13 protein-coding genes and 1 pseudogene are annotated in these 18,566 nt (G+C 64.8%); 5 read left to right on the top strand and 9 right to left on the bottom strand.

The window, feature by feature from the left end; translation table 11 throughout:
* Positions 1 to 717 (top strand): annotated as a pseudogene (locus AB4074_RS17070) (DUF3417 domain-containing protein); the annotation flags it as partial.
* Positions 718 to 799: 82 nt separating this feature from the next.
* Here the strand turns inward: AB4074_RS17070 and AB4074_RS17065 are convergent.
* Positions 800 to 1,924, bottom strand: coding sequence for a LacI family DNA-binding transcriptional regulator (locus AB4074_RS17065; protein WP_441414454.1), 1,125 nt, complete (start codon positions 1,922 to 1,924; stop codon positions 800 to 802).
* Positions 1,925 to 2,099: 175 nt separating this feature from the next.
* Here AB4074_RS17065 and AB4074_RS17060 point away from each other — a divergent pair, with 175 nt between their 5' ends.
* Together AB4074_RS17060 and AB4074_RS17055 are read left to right on the top strand one after the other, a co-directional pair.
* On the top strand, positions 2,100 to 3,203 hold the full coding sequence (locus tag AB4074_RS17060) for a Gfo/Idh/MocA family protein (protein ID WP_441414453.1): 1,104 nt from the start codon (positions 2,100 to 2,102) through the stop codon (positions 3,201 to 3,203).
* The gene (locus tag AB4074_RS17055; protein WP_441414452.1) at positions 3,203 to 3,952 is read left to right on the top strand and encodes a ThuA domain-containing protein; all 750 of its coding nucleotides are present in this window, start codon (positions 3,203 to 3,205) and stop codon (positions 3,950 to 3,952) included. Before AB4074_RS17060 ends, AB4074_RS17055 begins: the two co-directional genes overlap by 1 nt.
* On the opposite strand, the gene AB4074_RS17050 is transcribed toward AB4074_RS17055, so the two are convergent.
* From AB4074_RS17050 to AB4074_RS17015, 8 genes are all read right to left on the bottom strand, one after another.
* Complete coding sequence (locus tag AB4074_RS17050) at positions 3,945 to 7,376, bottom strand: error-prone DNA polymerase (RefSeq protein WP_441414451.1); 3,432 nt, start codon at positions 7,374 to 7,376, stop codon at positions 3,945 to 3,947. The genes AB4074_RS17055 and AB4074_RS17050 overlap by 8 nt on opposite strands.
* Before the next feature lie 43 nt (positions 7,377 to 7,419).
* Entirely contained in the window at positions 7,420 to 9,042 is a 1,623-nt protein-coding gene (locus tag AB4074_RS17045; protein ID WP_441414450.1) for a DNA polymerase Y family protein, read from the bottom strand.
* Positions 9,039 to 9,695 (bottom strand): hypothetical protein, encoded by a 657-nt coding sequence (locus AB4074_RS17040; protein ID WP_441414449.1) that lies wholly within the window; start codon positions 9,693 to 9,695, stop codon positions 9,039 to 9,041. The genes AB4074_RS17045 and AB4074_RS17040 overlap by 4 nt, the downstream gene beginning before the upstream one ends.
* 154 nt (positions 9,696 to 9,849) lie before the next feature.
* Complete coding sequence (locus AB4074_RS17035; protein WP_441414448.1) at positions 9,850 to 11,595, bottom strand: ABC transporter permease subunit; 1,746 nt, start codon at positions 11,593 to 11,595, stop codon at positions 9,850 to 9,852.
* Positions 11,595 to 14,417, bottom strand: coding sequence for an MFS transporter (locus AB4074_RS17030; protein WP_441414456.1), 2,823 nt, complete (start codon positions 14,415 to 14,417; stop codon positions 11,595 to 11,597). Before AB4074_RS17030 ends, AB4074_RS17035 begins: the two co-directional genes overlap by 1 nt.
* A gap of 5 nt (positions 14,418 to 14,422) precedes the next feature.
* Positions 14,423 to 15,229: an ABC transporter ATP-binding protein gene (locus AB4074_RS17025; protein WP_441414447.1), complete on the bottom strand. Its 807-nt coding sequence runs from the start codon at positions 15,227 to 15,229 to the stop codon at positions 14,423 to 14,425.
* Positions 15,226 to 16,038 carry an ATP-binding cassette domain-containing protein gene (locus AB4074_RS17020; RefSeq protein WP_441414446.1) on the bottom strand — a complete coding sequence of 271 codons (813 nt, stop codon included), beginning with the start codon at positions 16,036 to 16,038 and terminating at the stop codon, positions 15,226 to 15,228. Before AB4074_RS17020 ends, AB4074_RS17025 begins: the two co-directional genes overlap by 4 nt.
* 340 nt (positions 16,039 to 16,378) lie before the next feature.
* Positions 16,379 to 17,224, bottom strand: a complete 846-nt coding sequence (locus AB4074_RS17015) for a phosphotransferase (protein WP_441414445.1) — start codon at positions 17,222 to 17,224, stop codon at positions 16,379 to 16,381.
* Between the two features lie 87 nt (positions 17,225 to 17,311).
* Between AB4074_RS17015 and AB4074_RS17010 the strand changes: the two genes are divergently transcribed.
* Complete coding sequence (locus AB4074_RS17010; protein ID WP_441414444.1) at positions 17,312 to 17,905, top strand: cadmium resistance transporter; 594 nt, start codon at positions 17,312 to 17,314, stop codon at positions 17,903 to 17,905.
* A gap of 121 nt (positions 17,906 to 18,026) precedes the next feature.
* A complete protein-coding gene (locus tag AB4074_RS17005) occupies positions 18,027 to 18,557 on the top strand; it encodes a hypothetical protein (protein WP_441414443.1) in 531 nt (176 codons plus the stop codon).
* The last annotated feature ends 9 nt before the right edge of the window (positions 18,558 to 18,566 follow it).

Here is an 18,566-nt window from a genome sequence, read left to right as displayed (position 1 = left end):
GGCGAGAACGGCTGGGCGATCCCGACCGCGAACAACGACGCGTCACCGACCGAACGCGATGACATCGAAGCCGCCGCGCTCTACGAGCTCCTGGAGACCCAGGTGGCCCCACGCTTCTACGGCTCCACGGTCTCCGCGGACGCCGGCGCCGCCGGGCCCTCGCAGTCCGGCCCGGAAGCCGTGCCGACGCATTGGGTGTCCATGATCAAGCACACCCTGGCCCACCTCGGCCCGGCCGTCTCGGCCGACCGCATGCTCCAGGACTACGTCAACACCCTCTACCGCCCGGCAGCTGTGGCCGGCAGGCAAGCGGGAACGGCGTCGTTCAAGGAAGCGAAGGAACTCGCGGCCTGGACCACCAAGGTCCGCACCGCCTGGCCGCAGCTGATCGTAGAACACGTCGATTCCATCGGCGTCTCCGAAGAACCACAGATCGGCGACACCCTCCAGGTCAACGCCTACATCGCCCTCCACGAACTCACGCCCGAGGACGTGTCGGTTGAGGTGGCGTATGGGCGGGCCCAGGACGGAGACGAGTTGGAGGATGTCGCTTTGGTCGAGCTGACCGAAACGGAGGACCTCGGCAACGGGCGCCACCTGTTCACCGGGTCCATCCTGATCAACCGCTCCGGATCCTTCGGCTACACCGTCCGCGTCTTCCCGAAGCACCCCTCCCTCGCCTCCAAGGCCGAACTGGGGCTGATCGCCAACGCCTAACAGTACGCGCCCCCGCTGCGGCTCGAGCAGCGGGGGCGCGTTCCGTTAAAGCGATCCTGGCCCAACGGTAGCGGCTCGTAGTTCAGCCGCAGCCGCAGCTTTCCCGCACTACAAGCTCCACGGGCAGCTCTTTGGCCACCGGCTCGGATCCGGGATTGGCGATCTGGTGGATGAGGATGCTCGCGGCGGCGCGCCCCAGGGCGATCATGGGCTGTCGGACGGTGGTGAGCGCGGGGCGATTGACCCGGCCCGCCGCCAGTCCATCGAAACCCGTGACCGCAATCCGTCCCGGCACTTCCACTCCGGCCCGTTCCAGGGCATCCAGATACAGGAGTGCCTCGGCATCGACCGAACAGACAAGTGCTTCAGGAAGTGCGGCGCCGGATAACAGCCCGTGGATAGTCGCGTCCGAGTCCGCAGCGAGGTCCACCCCGGATCCCAACGTGCCGTTCGCGTCCCGCCCCGGTGCGGGCAGCGTTTGGGCGTCCAACCCCGCCTCTGCCATGGCCAAGAGGTATCCGGCGAAGCGCTGCTCACGGTCCGGCGAGCCGGACGGGCCCACAAAGGTGATGGCGCGGTGTCCGTGGTGCTGGATCAAGTGGTTGGTGAGGACCCGCATGCCTTCGGTGTTCTCCACTGAGACCCGGTTCAGTCCTGTCTCCTCCGGCGGATCGGCAAGCTCGACTACTGGAATCCGTTCGGCGATCCGCCGCAGGACCTCGACCGGAAAAGTATTGGGGAACACCGCCAAGCCGTCCACACGGCCGGCAATGTCGTTGATGTCGGCCTCGGATCTGCCGCCACCACCCTCGCCGACCATGAGAACGAAGCCCCGCCTGCGGCATTCCATTTCGACGCCCCGTTGCACCTCGTCGTGATACAGCGGGAAGAGGCGAAACTCCCCGTTGGCATCGTCGGAGAACAAATCACGGGGCAGGAGAGCGTCCGAGTCGCCGTGGACGCGGGCCGCGCCGGCGCCGGACCGGTTGAAATAGTCGTAGGAGAAGAGGCCGATTGCGCCCGTTTTCCCCCGGGCCAGGCCCCTTGCGCTGGCACTTGGAAGGTAACCGAGTTCGTGCGCAGCATCCATCACCAATGTCCTGGTGGATTCGCGCACCCGGTGCGGCTGGGTGAAGGAGAGCGATACCGTTGCGATCGAGACGGCGGCGCGCTCGGCGACGTCGTAGATTGTCGGTTTCTTGGCCATGGCGACTCCTTTTCCGGCCCTCAGTCTAGGCGCATGCCGCGCCATGACCGCTCGTGGCGTGTCGGATCCGGAAACGGCGAAAAGTCGAAGCGCTTAACTGATTGACGCTGTTCGGAGGCCCATGAAAGCGTATTTATTGGCCCCAACCCGGGATACGTGAAAAGACAGGAATACCGTGGGCATTCAGCAACAAGCAACGTCAGCAAACCTCAAAGTTGGCGTTGTGGGCATCGGATGGGCTGGTCAACAGCACCTTAAGGCTTACAGCGCCATCGAAGGCGTGGATATCGTCGCCGTCGCCGGGATGGAAGAGGACCTCCTCGCCCAGATGAAGCAGGAATACGGCATTCCGCATGCTTTCGCGCGCTGGGAAGACATGATCGGGCTGGAAGGTCTCGATGCGATCAGCGTCGCCGTTCCGACCTTCCTGCACGCCCCGATTTCCATAGCGGCCCTGGAGCGTGGACTGCACGTACTGAGCGAAAAGCCACTGGCACGCAACGGCGACGAAGGACGCGCCATGGTCGAGGCGGCCCGGAAGGCCGGCCGGGTCCTGGATGTTGCGTTCAACCACCGTCGCCGTGGCGACATTCAAAAACTCAAGAGCATCATCGACGACGGCGGACTAGGACGTCCGTACTACGCGAAGGGTTCCTGGCTGCGCCGCGCCGGCATCCCTACCCTGGGCAGCTGGTTCACCAATCCGGAACTGGCCGGAGGCGGTCCGCTGGCTGACATCGGAGTCCACGTGCTGGACTACTCGCTCCACTTGTTGGGCGAGCCCAAGGTCCTGTCTGTCTCGGCGCAGACCCACTCGGAGCTGGGGCCGCAGGGCCGTGGCGGCAACGCCCGGTACACCGCGGGGCCGGCGAGCCACAAGTTCGAAGTCGAGGACTTCGCCACTGCCTTCATCCGGCTCGAAGGCGGCGGCACCCTGATCCTCGAAGCGGGCTGGGCGAGCTACCGCGAGGTGGACGACCTGCTCGACTTCACGGTTTACGGGACCGACGGCGGTGCCGAACTACGCGCCGTCGGGGCTCCGCTGCAGCCGGTCGGCAGCTTGAGGATCTTCACCGAGAAGGACGGCGAAAACGCCGACTACGAGCCCGAAGCGATTCCAGGCCTTGCCCACCAGGCCGTCGTCGACGACTTTGTCGCCGCCGTCCGCGGCGGGGAGACCGTCTGGGGACAACACGACGGATCGTTCGCCCTGAGCAGGGCCCTTATCCTTGATGCCTGCTACAAATCCGCCCTCGAACAACGCGAAGTGGTGCTCTGATGACCGACAGGAAACTGAAGATCGTCGTCTGGAACGAAGCCGTCCACGAGGCCCGCAACCAACCGGACACCATGGCCGAAATGTACCCGGACGGCATCCACGGTGCCATCGCGGCGGGCCTGCGGGGCTACTACCCGGATGCTGAAATATCCACGGCGACCCTTGCCGATCCCGAACACGGGCTGGACGAGGAAACCCTTGCCGCCACCGACGTCCTGCTCTGGTGGGGGCACATCGCCCACAACGAGGTCAGCGATGAGGCAGTGGAACGCGTCCAGCGGCATGTCCTCGGCGGGATGGGACTCGTGGTGCTGCACTCAGGGCATTTCGCGAAGATCTTCACCCGGCTGCTGGGCACCACGTGTTCGCTCAAGTGGCGCAACGACGGCGAACGCGAGCTCGTGTGGACGGTCAAGCCATCGCACCCCATCGCCGCCGGAGTCGAGAGCCCCATCCTGATCCCCAAACAGGAGATGTACGGCGAGCTCTTCGACATCCCGGAGCCGGACGACCTGATCTTCATCAGCTCCTTCGAAGGCGGCGAGGTGTTCCGCTCCGGCGTGACGTTCTCCCGCGGCAAGGGGCGGATCTTGTACTTCAGCCCCGGCGACCAGGAGTACCCCGTTTACCACCAGCCGCAGATCCAGAGGGTCATCGCGAACGGCGTGGGCTGGGCAGCGCAGCCCGAACAGTTCCGGGATGCTCCGGAAGTGACCAACCCGGCCCGGGCCTGGTTTTTGGCTACCTGAAATCGCGGGAGTTGGACTTCACTGTCAGGACCAGGGGTTCCAGCTTGTCCGCTACAAGATTGGTGACTCCTTCCGGCGATCGTTCGAGGAACCCTCGGACGATCAGCGCGGATGATTCCCGGGCGACGCGGCGATGCCTCTTCCAGAGTCCAACGCTGCAGATCACGTTGAGGATGCCGCTCTCGTCCTCCAGATTGACGAAGGTGATCCCTTGCGCGGTCTGGGGGCGTTGGCGGTGGGTGACGACGCCGGCCACTTCAACACGCGTGCCGGACTCGACCTGGGAGAGCCGGTCCACCCGCAGCACCCCCCTCGAATCCAGGCCCCCGCGGGCATGGCGCATCGGGTGATCATCGGTACTGATTCCTGTGGCCCACATGTCGTAGGCAACATTTTCCAGGGGGGAGAGCTCGGGCAGCAGCGGCGGCTGGACGGCGACGCGGGTCCCCGGCAATTGTCCTTCCCGCTCGAGCGCGGCATCCCCGGCCTGCCACAACGCTTCGCGGCGGTTCATCCCCAGCGAATCCAGTGCGCCAGCTGAAGCGAGTGCCTCCAGCTGGTCCGCGCTGAGATTCGCACGGCGGGACAGATCCGCCATGTCCCTGTAGGCGCCATGCTCCTCACGTTCGGTTACGATCCGCTTCGCCACCTCGGCACCGATGGACGTGACGCCGTCGAGCCCCAAACGTACAGCGTGCGAGCCATCCCGCCGGTGCAAGTGGTCCTCGCGTGGCCGATCCTGCTGGAAGAGGCCGATCTCCGGCTGGTGGAAGTCCAGGCAGGAATCCATGCCGCCTGCCTGGCCCGCCTTGGTACTTGTAGCCTCGTCGAGCACTTCGAGGGTCGCCTCGGCCAGGGAATGCAGTACATCAGGGCGCAACACCTGGACCCCGTGCCTGCGGGCATCCGCTACGAGCGTTTGCGGGGAGTAAAAGCCCATGGGTTGTGCCCGGAGCAGGGACGCGAGGAACGCGCCGGGATAGTGCAGCTTCAGCCACGAGCTTGCATAGACCAACACCGCGAAGCTCAAGGAGTGGGATTCCGCGAAACCGAAGTTCGCAAAGGCCTGGATCTTGCCGTAGATGGCGTCGGCGTCGTCCTTGCTGATCCCGTTGGCCGCCATCCCCGCATAGAGCTTGGCCTCGAGCGATTCGATCTTCTCCCGGCCCCGCTTGGAGCCCATCGCGCGGCGGAGCAGGTCCGCATCCTCGGCAGTGCACCCGCCCACGGCAACTGCCATCTGCATCAGCTGCTCCTGGAACAAGGGCACACCCAAGGTCCGCTTCAGCACAGGCTCCAGCAATGGATGAAGATACGTGACTTTTTCCGTGCCTGCGCGGCGTCGGATGTACGGATGGACGGCACCGCCTTGGACGGGACCTGGGCGGATGAGCGCAATTTCGACCACCAGATCGTAGAATTCCCTCGGTTTCAGCCGCGGCAGCGTGCTGATCTGGGCCCGTGATTCCACTTGGAACACCCCGATCGAATCGGCCCGGCAGAGCATGTCGTAGACTGCCGGTTCTTCCCGCGGGATGGTCTCGATTGTCCAACGCTCCCCGAAATGCTTGTCGATCAAATCAAAGGAGTACTGCAGTGCGGCGAGCATGCCCAGGCCGAGAAGGTCGAACTTGACCAGGCCCATCCATTCGCAATCGTCCTTGTCCCATTGCAGGACCGTGCGGTTTTCCATCCGGGCGCGCTCGATGGGAACCACCTCGCCGACAGGCCGTTCGGTGAGGACCATGCCGCCGGAGTGGATGCCCAGGTGCCGGGGGAAGCCCAGTATCTGGTCAGCAAGTTCCAGGACCGGGGCCGGGATGTTATTGGTCTTGCCTTCGCTGAGATCGCCCCAGTGATCGAGCCGCTTGGACCACGCGTCCTGCTGGCCTTGGCTGTAGCCGAGCGCCTTGGCTATGTCCCTGACGGCGTTCTTCGGCCTGTAACTAATGACATTCGCTACCTGGGCCGCGTTGAACCGTCCGTATTTGCGGTAGACGTACTGGATGACTTCTTCCCGCCGGTCCGAGTCGAAATCGACGTCGATATCCGGTTCTTCCTCTCGGAGGCTGGAGAGGAAACGCTCAAACGGAAGGTTGTAGAAGATACTGTCGACGGCGGTAATCCCCAGCGCATAACAGACAGCCGAGTTCGCCGCGGAACCCCGGCCTTGGCAGAGGATGCCGCGGGAACGCGCGAACTGCACGATGTCGTGCACAATCAGGAAATAGCCGGGGAAGTTCTTCGCCTCGATCACTGCGAGTTCCTGTTCGATCCGGCCATGGACCCGTTCGTCGGCATCCGGGTATTTGTCCCTCACGCCTTCTTCAACAAGTTGCCGGAGCCAGGTGATAAGACTGTGCCCGGCAGGAACGTCAAGTTTGGGGAGCTTCGGGCGGGCAGCCCGTAACTGGAATGCAAGCTCGTCAGCAATCTCGACAGTCCGTTCGACCGCGCCGGGGTAGCGGGCGAACCGCGCGGCCATCTCGGAACCGCTCCGCAGATGGGCGCCGCTGCTTGCGGGCAACCACCCGTCCAGTTCCTCCAGGCTCCGGCGTGCCCGGACAGCCGCCATGGCCGTTGCCAGCGGGTATCCCTCCGGGGACGCATAATGTACGGCGTTGCTGGCGATGAAAGGTATCCCCGCCCGCTCGGCAATACGGACAAGTGCGTCGTTGTGGCTGCTGTCGAGGGGATTCCCATGATCGAACAGCTCAACCACCACGTTTTCCCGCCCGAATCTCTCGATCAACGCATCCACCTCAAAGGCAGCGGCTTGCTCGCCGTCGCTCATGAGGGCCCTCCGGACTGAGCCTTTGCGGCATCCGGTCAGCACCAGGCAGTGGTCCCTCAGGGAATGTGCCAGCTCATCGAGGTCGTAGATGGGGTGGCCCTTCTCCGCATCGGCTGCCAGATGGGCGGACGTCATCGCCCCTGCCAAGCGGTGGTAGCCCTCTTCCTTCCGGGCGAGGACGAGCAAATGGTCACCTTCGGGGTCGGCTTCCCCTTGCTGGGGTTTGCTGAGCCCGAGCGAGAGCTCGGCGCCGAACACTGACTTCAGCTCGTAGGCTTCGGCGGCCTCCGCCATTCGCGCGATCCCGTAGAAGCCGTCATGGTCGGTCAGTGCGAGGGCATGGATGCCCAGCCGGACTGCCTCCTCAACCAGTTTCTCGGGTGAGGAGGCGCCGTCCAGGAAGCTGTAGTGCGAATGCGCGTGCAGTTCGGCATAAGGCACGACGCCGGCACCCGGCCTCGATGCGGCCCTTGCGGGATCGAGGGGGACCGGACGGTAAGGCCCGCGTTTCCTTGACCAGGCGGGGCTGTCACCGCCGTCTCCTTTGGCCTTGCCGATCTCCGGCACGCGCCGGTCCGACAGCGTGCGTTCGAACTCCGACCACGGGATTGACGGGTTGTTCCAAGCCATCTTTGTCTTTCCTGCCTAAAAGTTCGGTGTTCGACTCGGGTGTTCAGTCGTAGCGGGCCTCTGCCCACCAGTTCTGCTCGTCCAGGAGAAGGAGCCAGGCCTCTCCGTTTCCGTCCACAAGCTGGAACCGGTCCGCTTCAAGGCGGTGGTCGGCGTCCCACCATCTCTGCCGCAACGGCCAAGGGCCGGCCCACTGAGCTACCAGTCGTCGTCGTGCAAGGTCTCCGCCGGGACAAAACCACATTGGCGGGGCAATCAACCCGCCACGGTGGTCTGTACGGACTTTTTCCTTGTTCGCATCAAGCAGCAGGACAGGGATAAGGGAGGCGAACACCGTGGCGGGCTGCGGGTCTGGAATCCTTCCGGGCCACGGCCTGGTGGCCAGGGCTGCCGATCCCGCGGGCAAGGCATCTCCCCAAGGAACCAAACGGCGCCGCTCGGCCAGCAAGCGACCTCCGGAGACCGCAGGCACTACCACAGCTTCATGCCCCAACATGCTTTGGATCCGGCTGAGTCCATGATGAATCTGTTCCTCGGCTCCGTCTCCAAAGAGCGCCCGCCCATGATGGGCGATGGAGTCCACGCGGACGGGGACGAACTCGACCCGCGTGACCGGTGACGACAGTCCGCCGCGAGCCATGCCGCCGTCGTGCATTCCGCCGTCGACTGTTTTATCGGTGGCGCGGGCGGGGGGCTGTGACTGAAGCTGCCAGCGCACCCTGTCCACGACGTCGCTGGCTGTGAAATGGCGGGGGTGGCCCCACGTCCGTTCCGAGCGGCTCCCTGCATCGTCAGTGATCAGCACCCTCAACTCGGTGCAGACCAAGCCTTCAGTCTGCACCCCGGCCACGAAAGCATCGGCCGTGGCCCTGAGCTGGAAGGCGAGTTGGTCAACCCGGTCCAGGCCGGGTTCGAAGTCCGCCCGTTGATCCAGCTTCCGCGGGGGAGTCCGGGGGATTACTTTGCGGGGATCCTGGCCGCTTGCCAGGGAGTGCGCCGTGATTCCGGCAGCCCCGAAACGGGCCCGGACATCGGCGGCGGGAAGATTGGCGAAATTCCCCAAAGTGAGGACGCCAAGGCGTTTGAGCAAGGAAGCCAGCTTCGGCTGCCCTAGTACTTCCACCGGAAATGGAGCCAGGAAATCCCGGGAAGAACCCGGCGGGAGCACAAGGACGGCAGAGAGTTCGCTGGTGCTCCGGGCTGCTTGCTCGGCGGCGAACACGGAATCGGCGATCCCCACACGAGCCTCCACGGCGAGACGGTCCGCCGATTCAAGCACAGCACCTGCGGCCGCTTCCTCTCCGCCGTAATATCGGGCGGCACCCTTGGCCCGGATAGCGCATAGTCCGGGGCGAAGCACTTCCACGCCAGGAGTCCGTTCCTCGAGTGACGAGACCACAGGCTCGAATTCCCTCGCATCCCGCACCGGATCAACGGCACACACCACCAGCTCAGGGCAGCGGGTCTGCGCTTCCCTTAGCCGCAAGCCCCGGACTACTCCCTCTGCCCGGGCTTCCGCGGAGCAAGCAGCTATGACACCTTTGCCTATGACTGCCGTAGGCACATCAGACGGCAGGGCATCTGCCAAGCGGGCGGCGACAAGGGGCCAATCCGGGAACCATGTAACCAACGCGCGCACCGGGGTTTCAAGCTGAAACAGCATCATGCTCCCATCCGATGGCGGGAAAGATCCACCGGGCCGCTGTCCGCAAGATCCACGGAAGCCCTGCGGGAACTGCCCCTCAAAGCGACTTCGAGCTCGAGCTCCTGCTTGGCGAGATGTCCATGGCCCTGCCCGAGCCCCGCCCACTCATATCCATTCACTTGCAAGACGGCTTCACTCTGCGGCCAGGGTCCCATGACAAGGAGGACGGAACTCCGCTCCCGGAGCCTGGCTCCCAAGCGTGCAGCCTCGGCTGGTGCGACTCTTTCCGGAGCGCGTGCAAGGACCACCGAGAGCACGTCCGCCATGGCAGCGATCACCTGCGTCCAGCTGGTCCCGGGGTCAGGCACCAGCACCAGCCGGTCGAGCGCAATGCCGAACCCTGCTGCCGCCTCGACCCCGAAGTCAGGCAGCCCAGCTACCCCGCACCACGAGCCATTGAGTGATGGTCCGGCCAATAATGCCATGGCCAGCGACATGGATCCCTGTATGGAGTAAGCCGCTCCCGGGCGCAGTCCGCCCGGAAGGAGCCTGCTGAGTGAAGGGAGCACGGGCAAGGAGCGTTCGCTTCCGCGCTTGCCCTGCATGAGATGGATCTGCGCCTGCAAGTCATCGCGCAGCGAAGCCGGCGAAGCGGAAGACAGGCGGGATGACATACTTCAATTTTCGAACATATATTCGAATGAGTCAATTGCTCGGGATCCCGCTTCGAAGGTTGGCCTCCTCAACGATCTACTGTTTTTGATGCGGACTCCCTGTTTCCGGGCGCGTGGTTCCGGGTCGGCGGGGCAGTGTCAGGGGCGAAACTGGTCAGTTGTTGAGGGCTAAGGCCCCCTGCGAGCGCGACCAAGTCACGCTCGACAGCGAAACGGCCAGGATCGAAGCGAGGATCAACGCCGACGCCGGGGCGGCAACGGCCCAGGGGGCACGCTCCACGTAGTTGATACCCTCGGCGAGGATAAGGCCCCACTCGGGAGACGGCTGGTGGGGGCCGAGGCCGAGGAACCCCAAAGCAGCCAAGGCGAGCGCGATTCCCGGTACCCGGAGCATCGAATGCCTGAACACCGGGCCAAGGATCGCTGGGAGGATATAGCGCCAGAGGATGCGGACCCGCCCCACGCCCAGGACCGGAAGGATCTTCACGTGGGGCTGTGCCCTCGCCTCCTGTGCCAGTGCCGCTGTGTGGGCGGCCAGGGGTGCCCAGCTGACCAGGGTGACGGCTATCGCCGCACCTTGGGCAGACGGCCCGGTCACCACGGCAACGATCAGGCCGGCCAGGATGGGCGGAGCGGCGTTGGCTACTTCAAGGGGACCGGTTGCCGCGAGCGGGAAGAGCCCGACGACGATCCCGATCACAAGGCAAGCCAGCACCACGAGCAGAGCCGTTCCCAGCGTGGACACGGCACCGTGCCCCACCCTGGCAAGGAGGTCCCGTCCGCTCGCATCGGCCCCGAAGGGCAGCTCGAAGCCCGGGCCGGCAAGCCGCGCATGGCTCGAGGTGAATGGATCGCGAAGCAATCCCGCGACGACGATGAGCAGCAACGCTCCTGCCGCAACGAGCGGAACCGCGGCATCCCGCCGTCGTGATCTTCCCGGCGAGTCCGGAACCGGAACCGTCCCCGAGCGCAGTGCCGCTCCCATGAGAAGGTATCGGGCAGCGGCGCTGAGGGTACCTACCGCGACGGCCAACATGAGGAGGGCCAGCACTCCTGCCTGCAGCGCGGGTATGTCCTGGGCGCTCGCCGCGCCCAGGACCGCACGGCCCAAACCGGGAATCGCGAAGACCTTCTCCACGGCAACCGCCCCGCCGGTGAGGCCAATGAGGACAAGCCCGACCTGGCTCATCACCGATGGCAGGGCCCGGCGGAGCACCGCCCCGGCGAGCCTGGCGCGGCTTGCTCCGGCCATGGCCCACGTGGCCACCCATTTTTCGGCGAACGCCAGGCTGATGGCGTCGGATAGGAGCCGTCCGATGAGCCCGCCGGCGGGCAGGCCGAGGGCGAGGGCCGGCAACACCGCGTGGTCCAGGCCCTGCCAGCCATACGGCGGGAACCAGCCCAGCCACACCGCACCGACGACAAGGAGCATCGCCGCGAGGAGGAACTCGGGGAGGGCGGTCATGGCTGCCGCCACGACGCCGGAACCTCGGCCCGGGTTCCCGGCCAGTCCGCGCATCACGGAAGGAACGCACAGTGTGGTGGCCACCACCGTCGCAACGGCCACCGCGCAGGCCATCAGGGTAACGGAGACTCCGAGAGTTTCCAGGGTGCCGGGACCAACAGGGGTGTTGGTAATCCAGGAATTCCCCATGTCCCCGCGCAAAAGGCCTCCCGCCCAGTCGAGGAAGATGTGCACCGGTCCTCGATCGAGTCCGAGCTCCGCGCGGATCATGCCCAGCGTTTCATCAGTCGCTTCCCGGTCGGCGTAACGGGCCCTCAGGATGGTGTACTCCGGGCTTTGTCCCGAAAGCCACGGCAAGAGCCCTATCAACAGAACTATGGCGAAGAGTGCCACGGCCCGGGAAGCCGCGGTTTTGATGAACGCCGGGCTCCGCATCAGCCGGCGATTCCTGTCTTGCTAGTGATCAGGGCGCGCTCGCGGGGATCACGTTCGACGTTGCGGATCCTTGCTGATTCGCCTTGGATGACGCGTTCGTGCAGCAGCGGCACGGCCGCATCCTTCGAGAGGACCAGCGCCTCGGCGGCGGCAATTGCCGTCCGGCGCTCCGGGCCTGCCGGGATGGCGGCGGCCTTGCTCAGTGCTGCGTCCACCTCCGGATCGCAGAACTGGGAGATGTTGAAGGAGCCTTTGCAGGAGAAGTCGCTGAACATGTAGGCGACGGGGTCGCCGGAGTCGAGGACCGTGGCCCGGGACAGGATGAAGGCATCGAACTTGCCGGCCAGCGCGTCAGCCTCGATGTGCTGGTACTCGCGGACTTCCTGCTCCACGATGAAGCCGGCGGCCTCGAGCTGCTGCTCAAGCTGCACGGCGACCTCGGGCAACTCGGCCCGGTCCGTGAACGTGCCGAGTTTGATACGGCGGCCATTGGCGGGTGCCGCTTCCGCCCGCTTCTTCAGGGTTTCGATGTATGAGGAGTTTTGCCGTTCATTGGCCGCCCAGGGGAGAGCCGGACCCAGAAGGCCTTCGGCGATGTCCGCACGTCCCTCGTAGACCCGGTCAATGATGGCGGCCCGCTCGACCGTGGTGCGTGCCGCTGCCCGGACCGACGGATCAGCGAAGGGACCCGCCTTGGTGTTCAGGTAGAGGGTATTGGTGCGGGGCATGGGGACTTCATGAATCAAGTCCGCCTTGATCTGGGCGACCTGGCCCACGGGAATGGCCTCCACGACGTCGGCAGTTCCGGTCCTCAGCGCGGCTGCACGCGCTGTACCGTCGGGAACGTATTGGACGTCGACGCCGCTGCTCGCTGCTTTCTCGCCCCAATAGTCGGCGAAGCGGTTGAGTGTTGCCGAGCTGGTGCCGTCCGCGGATGCAAGGACGTAGGGGCCAGTTCCGGCGTTGATGGGGCTGACGACCCCGCCGGGCTTGTAGGCGGACGCGGCGAGGATGGAAAGCTGCGGGCTGGAAAGCCGCTGCGGAACCAGCGGGTCGTCCGTCTGGGTGGTGACGACGACGGCGTTCCCGCCGTCCGTGCGGACGCTCAGCTGCACGCCGTCGAGGATCCGTGGCTTGGGCTTTGCGCTGGCAGCCGCCGTCAACGATGCCGCCACTTGCTCGGCCGTGAGAGGCGTTCCGTCATGGAATTTCACGCCTGCGCGGAGTTCGAAGCGCCAGTTCCTGCTGTCCAGTTGCTTCCAAGCTGTTGAAAGCGATGGCTGGGCATCGCCGAGGGTATCGAGGACAATCAGCGTCTCGGCGGTCTTCCACCGTGAGAGTTTGAAGGCGTCGTCGCTCAGGGGAGTGAGTCCGGAACGGGGTGGCTGCAACATGGCTACTTTGATTCGGGAGTCGATACTGCTGCCAGCTGGAGTGTTGCCTTGGGCGAAGCAGGCGCTCAGTACGGCGGCCATTGCGGAGGAGAGGAGTATCGCGGCAATTGCTTTTGGACGTGGAATAGCCATGGATGGATGCCTGTCTTTCGTGGGTGTGAGTGGATTAGACGGGGTGGAGTTGTTGCGTGAGCGAAGCCGGGAGGGGTGCCGGAGGAAGCGGTGAATGAGCGCCGCGGAGGTTGTTGCGAAGATTGCCGACACCAGCCACGGAAAGACCGCGGCCGCGGATGGTGTGTCGGCCTGTTCATAGAGGGGAGCAAGGACAACATTGCCGAGGAGAACCATTGCTCCGCCGCAGCTCGCGAGCAGGCCGTAGTAGGCGCCGGTGGGGCGTCCTGAGGCAAAGTCGAGGACCAGATCCATGGCAACGGGTGCCACGCACATGTGCCCGAGGGCGAGCGCGGTGACCAGCAGGAACGCCGGCAGCGCAGGGAATGCCGCCGGCGGGCGGAACGCGGCCATGGCTGCGATAGCCACGAACCCCAGGGCTTGAATGGCAAATCCCGCGGCGAGCGCAATGCCCGGTCCCTTCCGTTTCATGAGCCTGGCGATGGGCCACTGCAGGGTGATGGTCAAAATGGATGCGTGGGCGAAAATCGCTGAAAGCGCACCCAGACCCGCGTCGCTTCGTTCCAGCTCGATGGGTAGCCCGAAGTAGAGCTGGTTGTAGGCAAAGAGGTTGACGCTATAGAAGGCCGCGAATGAGACGAAGCGCTTCTCCCTGAGGCAGGACCAAGTCTGCGACGGCGGTGCGGCCGCCGGGCGCCCGGCGGACGTTTTGACGGCGCTCGCCTTTGTCGCTGGAAGGAAGGCTGTGAAGACCACCGCCATCACGGCGAAGACGCCCGCCCCGACGAGCAGGGCGGTATCGAAGCCGGTCTGAAGCAGGATGGAGCCGAGCAGGGGACCTGCCACGGCCCCGATTTCCCCGAAAATGACCAGCAGCGCAAAAAGACTGGTTTTGCGGGGCTGGATGGCGGCGCGCCGTTCTTCGGCCCCGCCCACAAGGCTCTCCAAAGCGGGTGAAAAGAGGGCACCACCCACCCCTGTGATAACGGCTCCCAGGAGGAAAAGCGGGAAGTCCGAAGCCCAGAGCAACAGAAGGTACCCGGAGATCCTGGCCAGGCATCCGGTGATCATCACAGGCCGGGCTCCCCAACGATCCGCGGCTGCACCGCCCACGAGGAACAATCCTTGCTGGGCGAAAGTACGGGCTCCGAGGACGATTCCCACAGCCATTGCACCCATGCCAAAGTCATCGCGCATCGAAACCGCCAAGAAGGGGACAACCGAGTAGAAGCCAAGGTTGAAGATGAGCTGGCTGGCGAGCAGGAGCCGGGTCGTGGGCGCCGCGCGGGGGTTCATAGTCTTCACGGCTTGTGCCTGTCGGTTTCCTTGTACCTGTTCAGCCGGGGGATTGACGTTACGAGCTCCTTGGCTTCCCGGGTCTGTGGATTGGCATACACGGCTGCGGTCGGCCCGCGTTCCACGACGCGACCCCCGGAGAGGACCAGGGTCTCGGAGCACAGGCGGGCGACGGCGGACAGGTCGTGCGAGACGAATAGGAGCCCGAGGCCGTCCCCTTGGACCAGCTGTTCCATGAGGTCCAAGACCGTGTTCCTGAGGGGAAGATCGAGCCCGCTGACCGGCTCGTCTGCCAGGAGGATGCTCGGCTCGGGAACCAGGGCCCGTGCAATGGCCACCCGTTGCTTTTGCCCGCCGGAGAGTTCCCGGGGCCGACGGGTGAGCATGCCCGGATCGAGATCTACCCGTTGCAGGGCATTCAGGATCATCCCCCGGTGGTCGCCGTCAACGCGCAGTTGCCTCAGAGGTTCCAGGAGAAGGCGCTCCACGTTCATGCCCGGGTCGAGGCTCGCCGCCGGATTCTGCGGGATGTATTGCACTGCACGGCGGTACCACCTCAAGGACGAAGCCGGGCCCGGCACAACCGGGGTGTCATTGAACGTGACGGTTCCGGCATTCGGCTTGTCCAAAGCGAGCAAGATCCGCAGGAGCGTCGATTTTCCTGCGCCCGAGCCGCCGACCAGGCCGATGCTGTCGCCGCCGGCAATGCTAAGGGAAACGTCCTGCACTGCGGGCCGGGCTGACCGTTTCTTGAGGAGCCCCCTGCCCGGGTAGCGGAGTCCCAGATTGCCGGCGCTCAATATCGCAGTCATGCCGAGGCCTCCCGGCGAAGGGAATCGAAACCGACATGCGCGGCTTCCATCAGCTGCTTCGTGTACCGGTGCTTGGGCCGCTCCACTAGCGACTCCATCGATCCCTCCTCGACGATCCGGCCGGAACTTAAGACAAGGGCCTGGTGGCAAAAGGCCGCAGCCACAGCAAGGTCATGAGTGATGAACAACATCGCTCCGGTGGACGTGGAATGCCCGGACGTGGAATGCGCGGATTCGGAATACAAGGACAAAGCCTCGAGGACCTTGGCCTGGCTGACCATGTCCAGTGCGGTAGTGGCCTCATCCGCCACCAGGACGGCGCTACGGCAGGCCAGGGCGAGGGCGATGCAGACCCGTTGCAGCTGACCGCCCGACAATTCGCCGCTGAAACTCTCCATGGTCCGTTCGGCTTCTTCTATCCCCACCGACGCGAGCAGCTCAAGTGCCTGTTGCCGTGCGATGGAGGCCGAATGGCCGGCATACCGTAGCGGGATCTCAAGCTGTTTGCCCAGGCGTACCAAGGGATTGAGCGCTGACATCGGGTCCTGATGGATTGCGGTGATCCCGGCGCGCCTGCTTCGCCTGTTGGACAACGGCACGTCCACTCCGTTGATCTGCAACCGCCCTGAAGCACTCATCGCGTCTGGAAGCTGTCCGAGGAGTGCGGCCGCGGTTAGGGACTTGCCTGAACCCGAGGCTCCGAGAAGTGCCAGTCTTTGACCCGGGTCAATAGCGAAGCTGACGCCGTCAATCAGGGCGCGTCCCCGGAGGGACACCCTCAAATCTCGGACCAGGAGGGCAGGGTGCATGGGGGACTTTCATGTTAGGAGCGACGAGAATATTGATGCTATCAATACTCATTCTCATTAAGCGAAATGTTGAGGCGCATTGAGTTCCCCAAGCGCTTGCCAAGTGGCCACAGCCGGCGGTTAGGGTGGGGGCCTTGAAAAACTCTTTGTCCTGGACAGCCAGCGAATGCTGACATTTCCGGGACGGTCCGGGCTATCCCGGGGAGCCGCCTGATGATCGTGCCGGGAAACCACGGAGACTACCTTGGGGAGCAAGCAGCCAGCGACGGCGATCTCCGGACCATGCGCGCGACGCTTCCCTTTCTCCTGCGCCACCTCGACGAAGAATTCTAAGCGCCGGTCACGTTATCGCGGCGTGGAGAATTGCCGCGTTTTCGGCCAGCCACGCTCGGCGGCGAAGAATCTTGTCACCGACGCCTTCCTCCCACATCCGTTTCCACCCGCCGCCCTGGGTAAGCGCCCTGCGCCGCATCAAATGCCAGGAGCGCTCGGCGGCGTTCCGGGCCACGTCAACTACTTCGGCGCGATCAACTGGACCCAGGCCGTAGGCGTCCACCAGCAAAGCAGCCCGGGAGGCGGCGTCGACCTCGCACATGACGGGATCACGGTCCGTGACGGGCATCCAGGCGCCCCACCAGAGGAGCAAGTTCGCAACTTCTTCCGCGCGGGTTGCGGGGCGCACGAAATCGAAGTCGATCAGAGCTACGGCGGTACCGTCCCGGAAGACGACATTCTCCGGGGTGATGTCCATGTGGGCGAGGAATGTCGCCGGTCCCGCAATCGAGCTCGGGCACCCGTGGGGGTCGGCATTCTCACCCGTGCGTGCCCAGTCGGGAACACCTAGCGGCTGCACGGCGTCATCGTAGCTCCGCACCAAGCGCGCGACGCTGATGGCGCTCGATTCATCGGCGACCCAGCGTGGCCAGGGGCGGCCGGCCGTGTCACCGGGAACGAAACTCAGGGTGTCCCTGCCGCGTTCGTCGATGCCCAGGAAGCGGGGCGCTCCCTGGAATCCGGCCGATTGCAGGAAATCCAGGAGACGGCGGACCCGTTGCGAAGCGTCGCCTACAGGGCGCCGCACTGTGTCGCCGACCCGGACGAGCCCCTCCGTCACGTCGCCGCCGAGTAGCGGAACGGCAAGTTCCGGCTGCCCGGGCTCGACGTACGGACGGGTATCTGCAGTCATCGTCCGATGCTGCCACGGCCGGGTCGTTGGCGCCAGCCGGTCCGGTCCGGGCAAGAGCGCAGGCTCCAAGCGGTAGTGTCATCAGCGATGGATGATCTGGGCGGCACCGTGCTGACAGCGGCTGGAGCCTTTGCGGCGACAAACCTCGATGACCTCCTGGTCCTGTCCGTTCTTTTCTTATCAGCCCGGACACGGCCGGTGCCAAGTCTCTGGAGAATCTGGGTAGGCCAATACATCGGCATCGGAATACTCACCGTAGTGGCGGCCGCGGCGGCATTGGCGCTCACTCCGGTCCCGGTGGAGTGGGTCGGCCTGGTGCCGCTTGTGTTGGGCTGCTATGCGCTGCTCAAGGTTGCCCGCCCGTCCGGAGATCCACCGAAGCCCCGGTCCCTGACGGTGCCCGTGGTTGTCGCCGTGACAGTAGCCAACGGCGGAGACAACATTTCCGTATACATTCCGCTGTTCCGCTCGCTGGCACCGGCTGATTCGGTGGTGACGGGTCTGACTTTTGGGGTGATGGTGGCAGTGTGGTGCGCCGCTGGCTACTGGCTGACAGCGCACCCGACCGTAGCCGCCATCTGCCGCCGGGCTGGAGAATGGGTGATTCCTGTGGTCTACGTCGCGCTAGGGGCCACCATCATTGTCCGCTCCGGCGTCATTGCCCTGTTGTTCCAGCGCTGATCTGCGCAGCATGCAGGGTTCTCCCATGCGGAACTGATATGACTGCGGGTGGGTTTCATCCGGAAGCGCGCAGGAGGATTGGCAGGATATGTTCCGAGGTTCGTTTGTTGTAGGCGCTCTGGTGCTGCTTTTCGGGGCAGCGGCCGTGTTGGGGTTCGGAGCCATCTTCCGGGCCAAGAGTGTCGCGGCCCGGATTGACGCCGCCGCAGCCGGGATATTGGCCGCCGCAATGGCGGCGGTAGGGCTCGGGTGGGCTCCGCTTGGTGTGGTCCCGCTCGGAGCGGCGATTGGCCTTGTCTTCCTCTTGTTCGTGGTCAGGATCGTGTACCAAGGCCCACGGACAGGGGGGACAGCGGGGACAGGGCGATGGTCGGCGATCTATGGCGCAGCGGTGGCGGCCCTTTCAGGCTGGGTGCTGCTCTCTGCGTCGAGTGGAGCTGGATCGGTGTCGGATCATCCAGGACACCAACTGGGCATCATCCTTGCCGACATCATGAGCGCGATCCTCATGCTCTTTGCCGCCACGGGTTGGCTGTTGGGCACGTTCGCGATGCCGGCCGAGAGCAAATCGCACGCCGTGCCCCGATTGAAGGGTGTGCGCGAGGCGCTGATGGCAGCTGGACTTGCCGTAGCGTTGTACGCGATCTCCTAAGCCCGGTGC

Origin of the sequence: Arthrobacter sp. 2MCAF14 (genome assembly GCF_052115645.1) — a bacterium.
In the GTDB taxonomy this organism is placed as follows: domain Bacteria; phylum Actinomycetota; class Actinomycetes; order Actinomycetales; family Micrococcaceae; genus Arthrobacter.
This window is presented reverse-complemented; position numbering and strand designations above follow the sequence as displayed.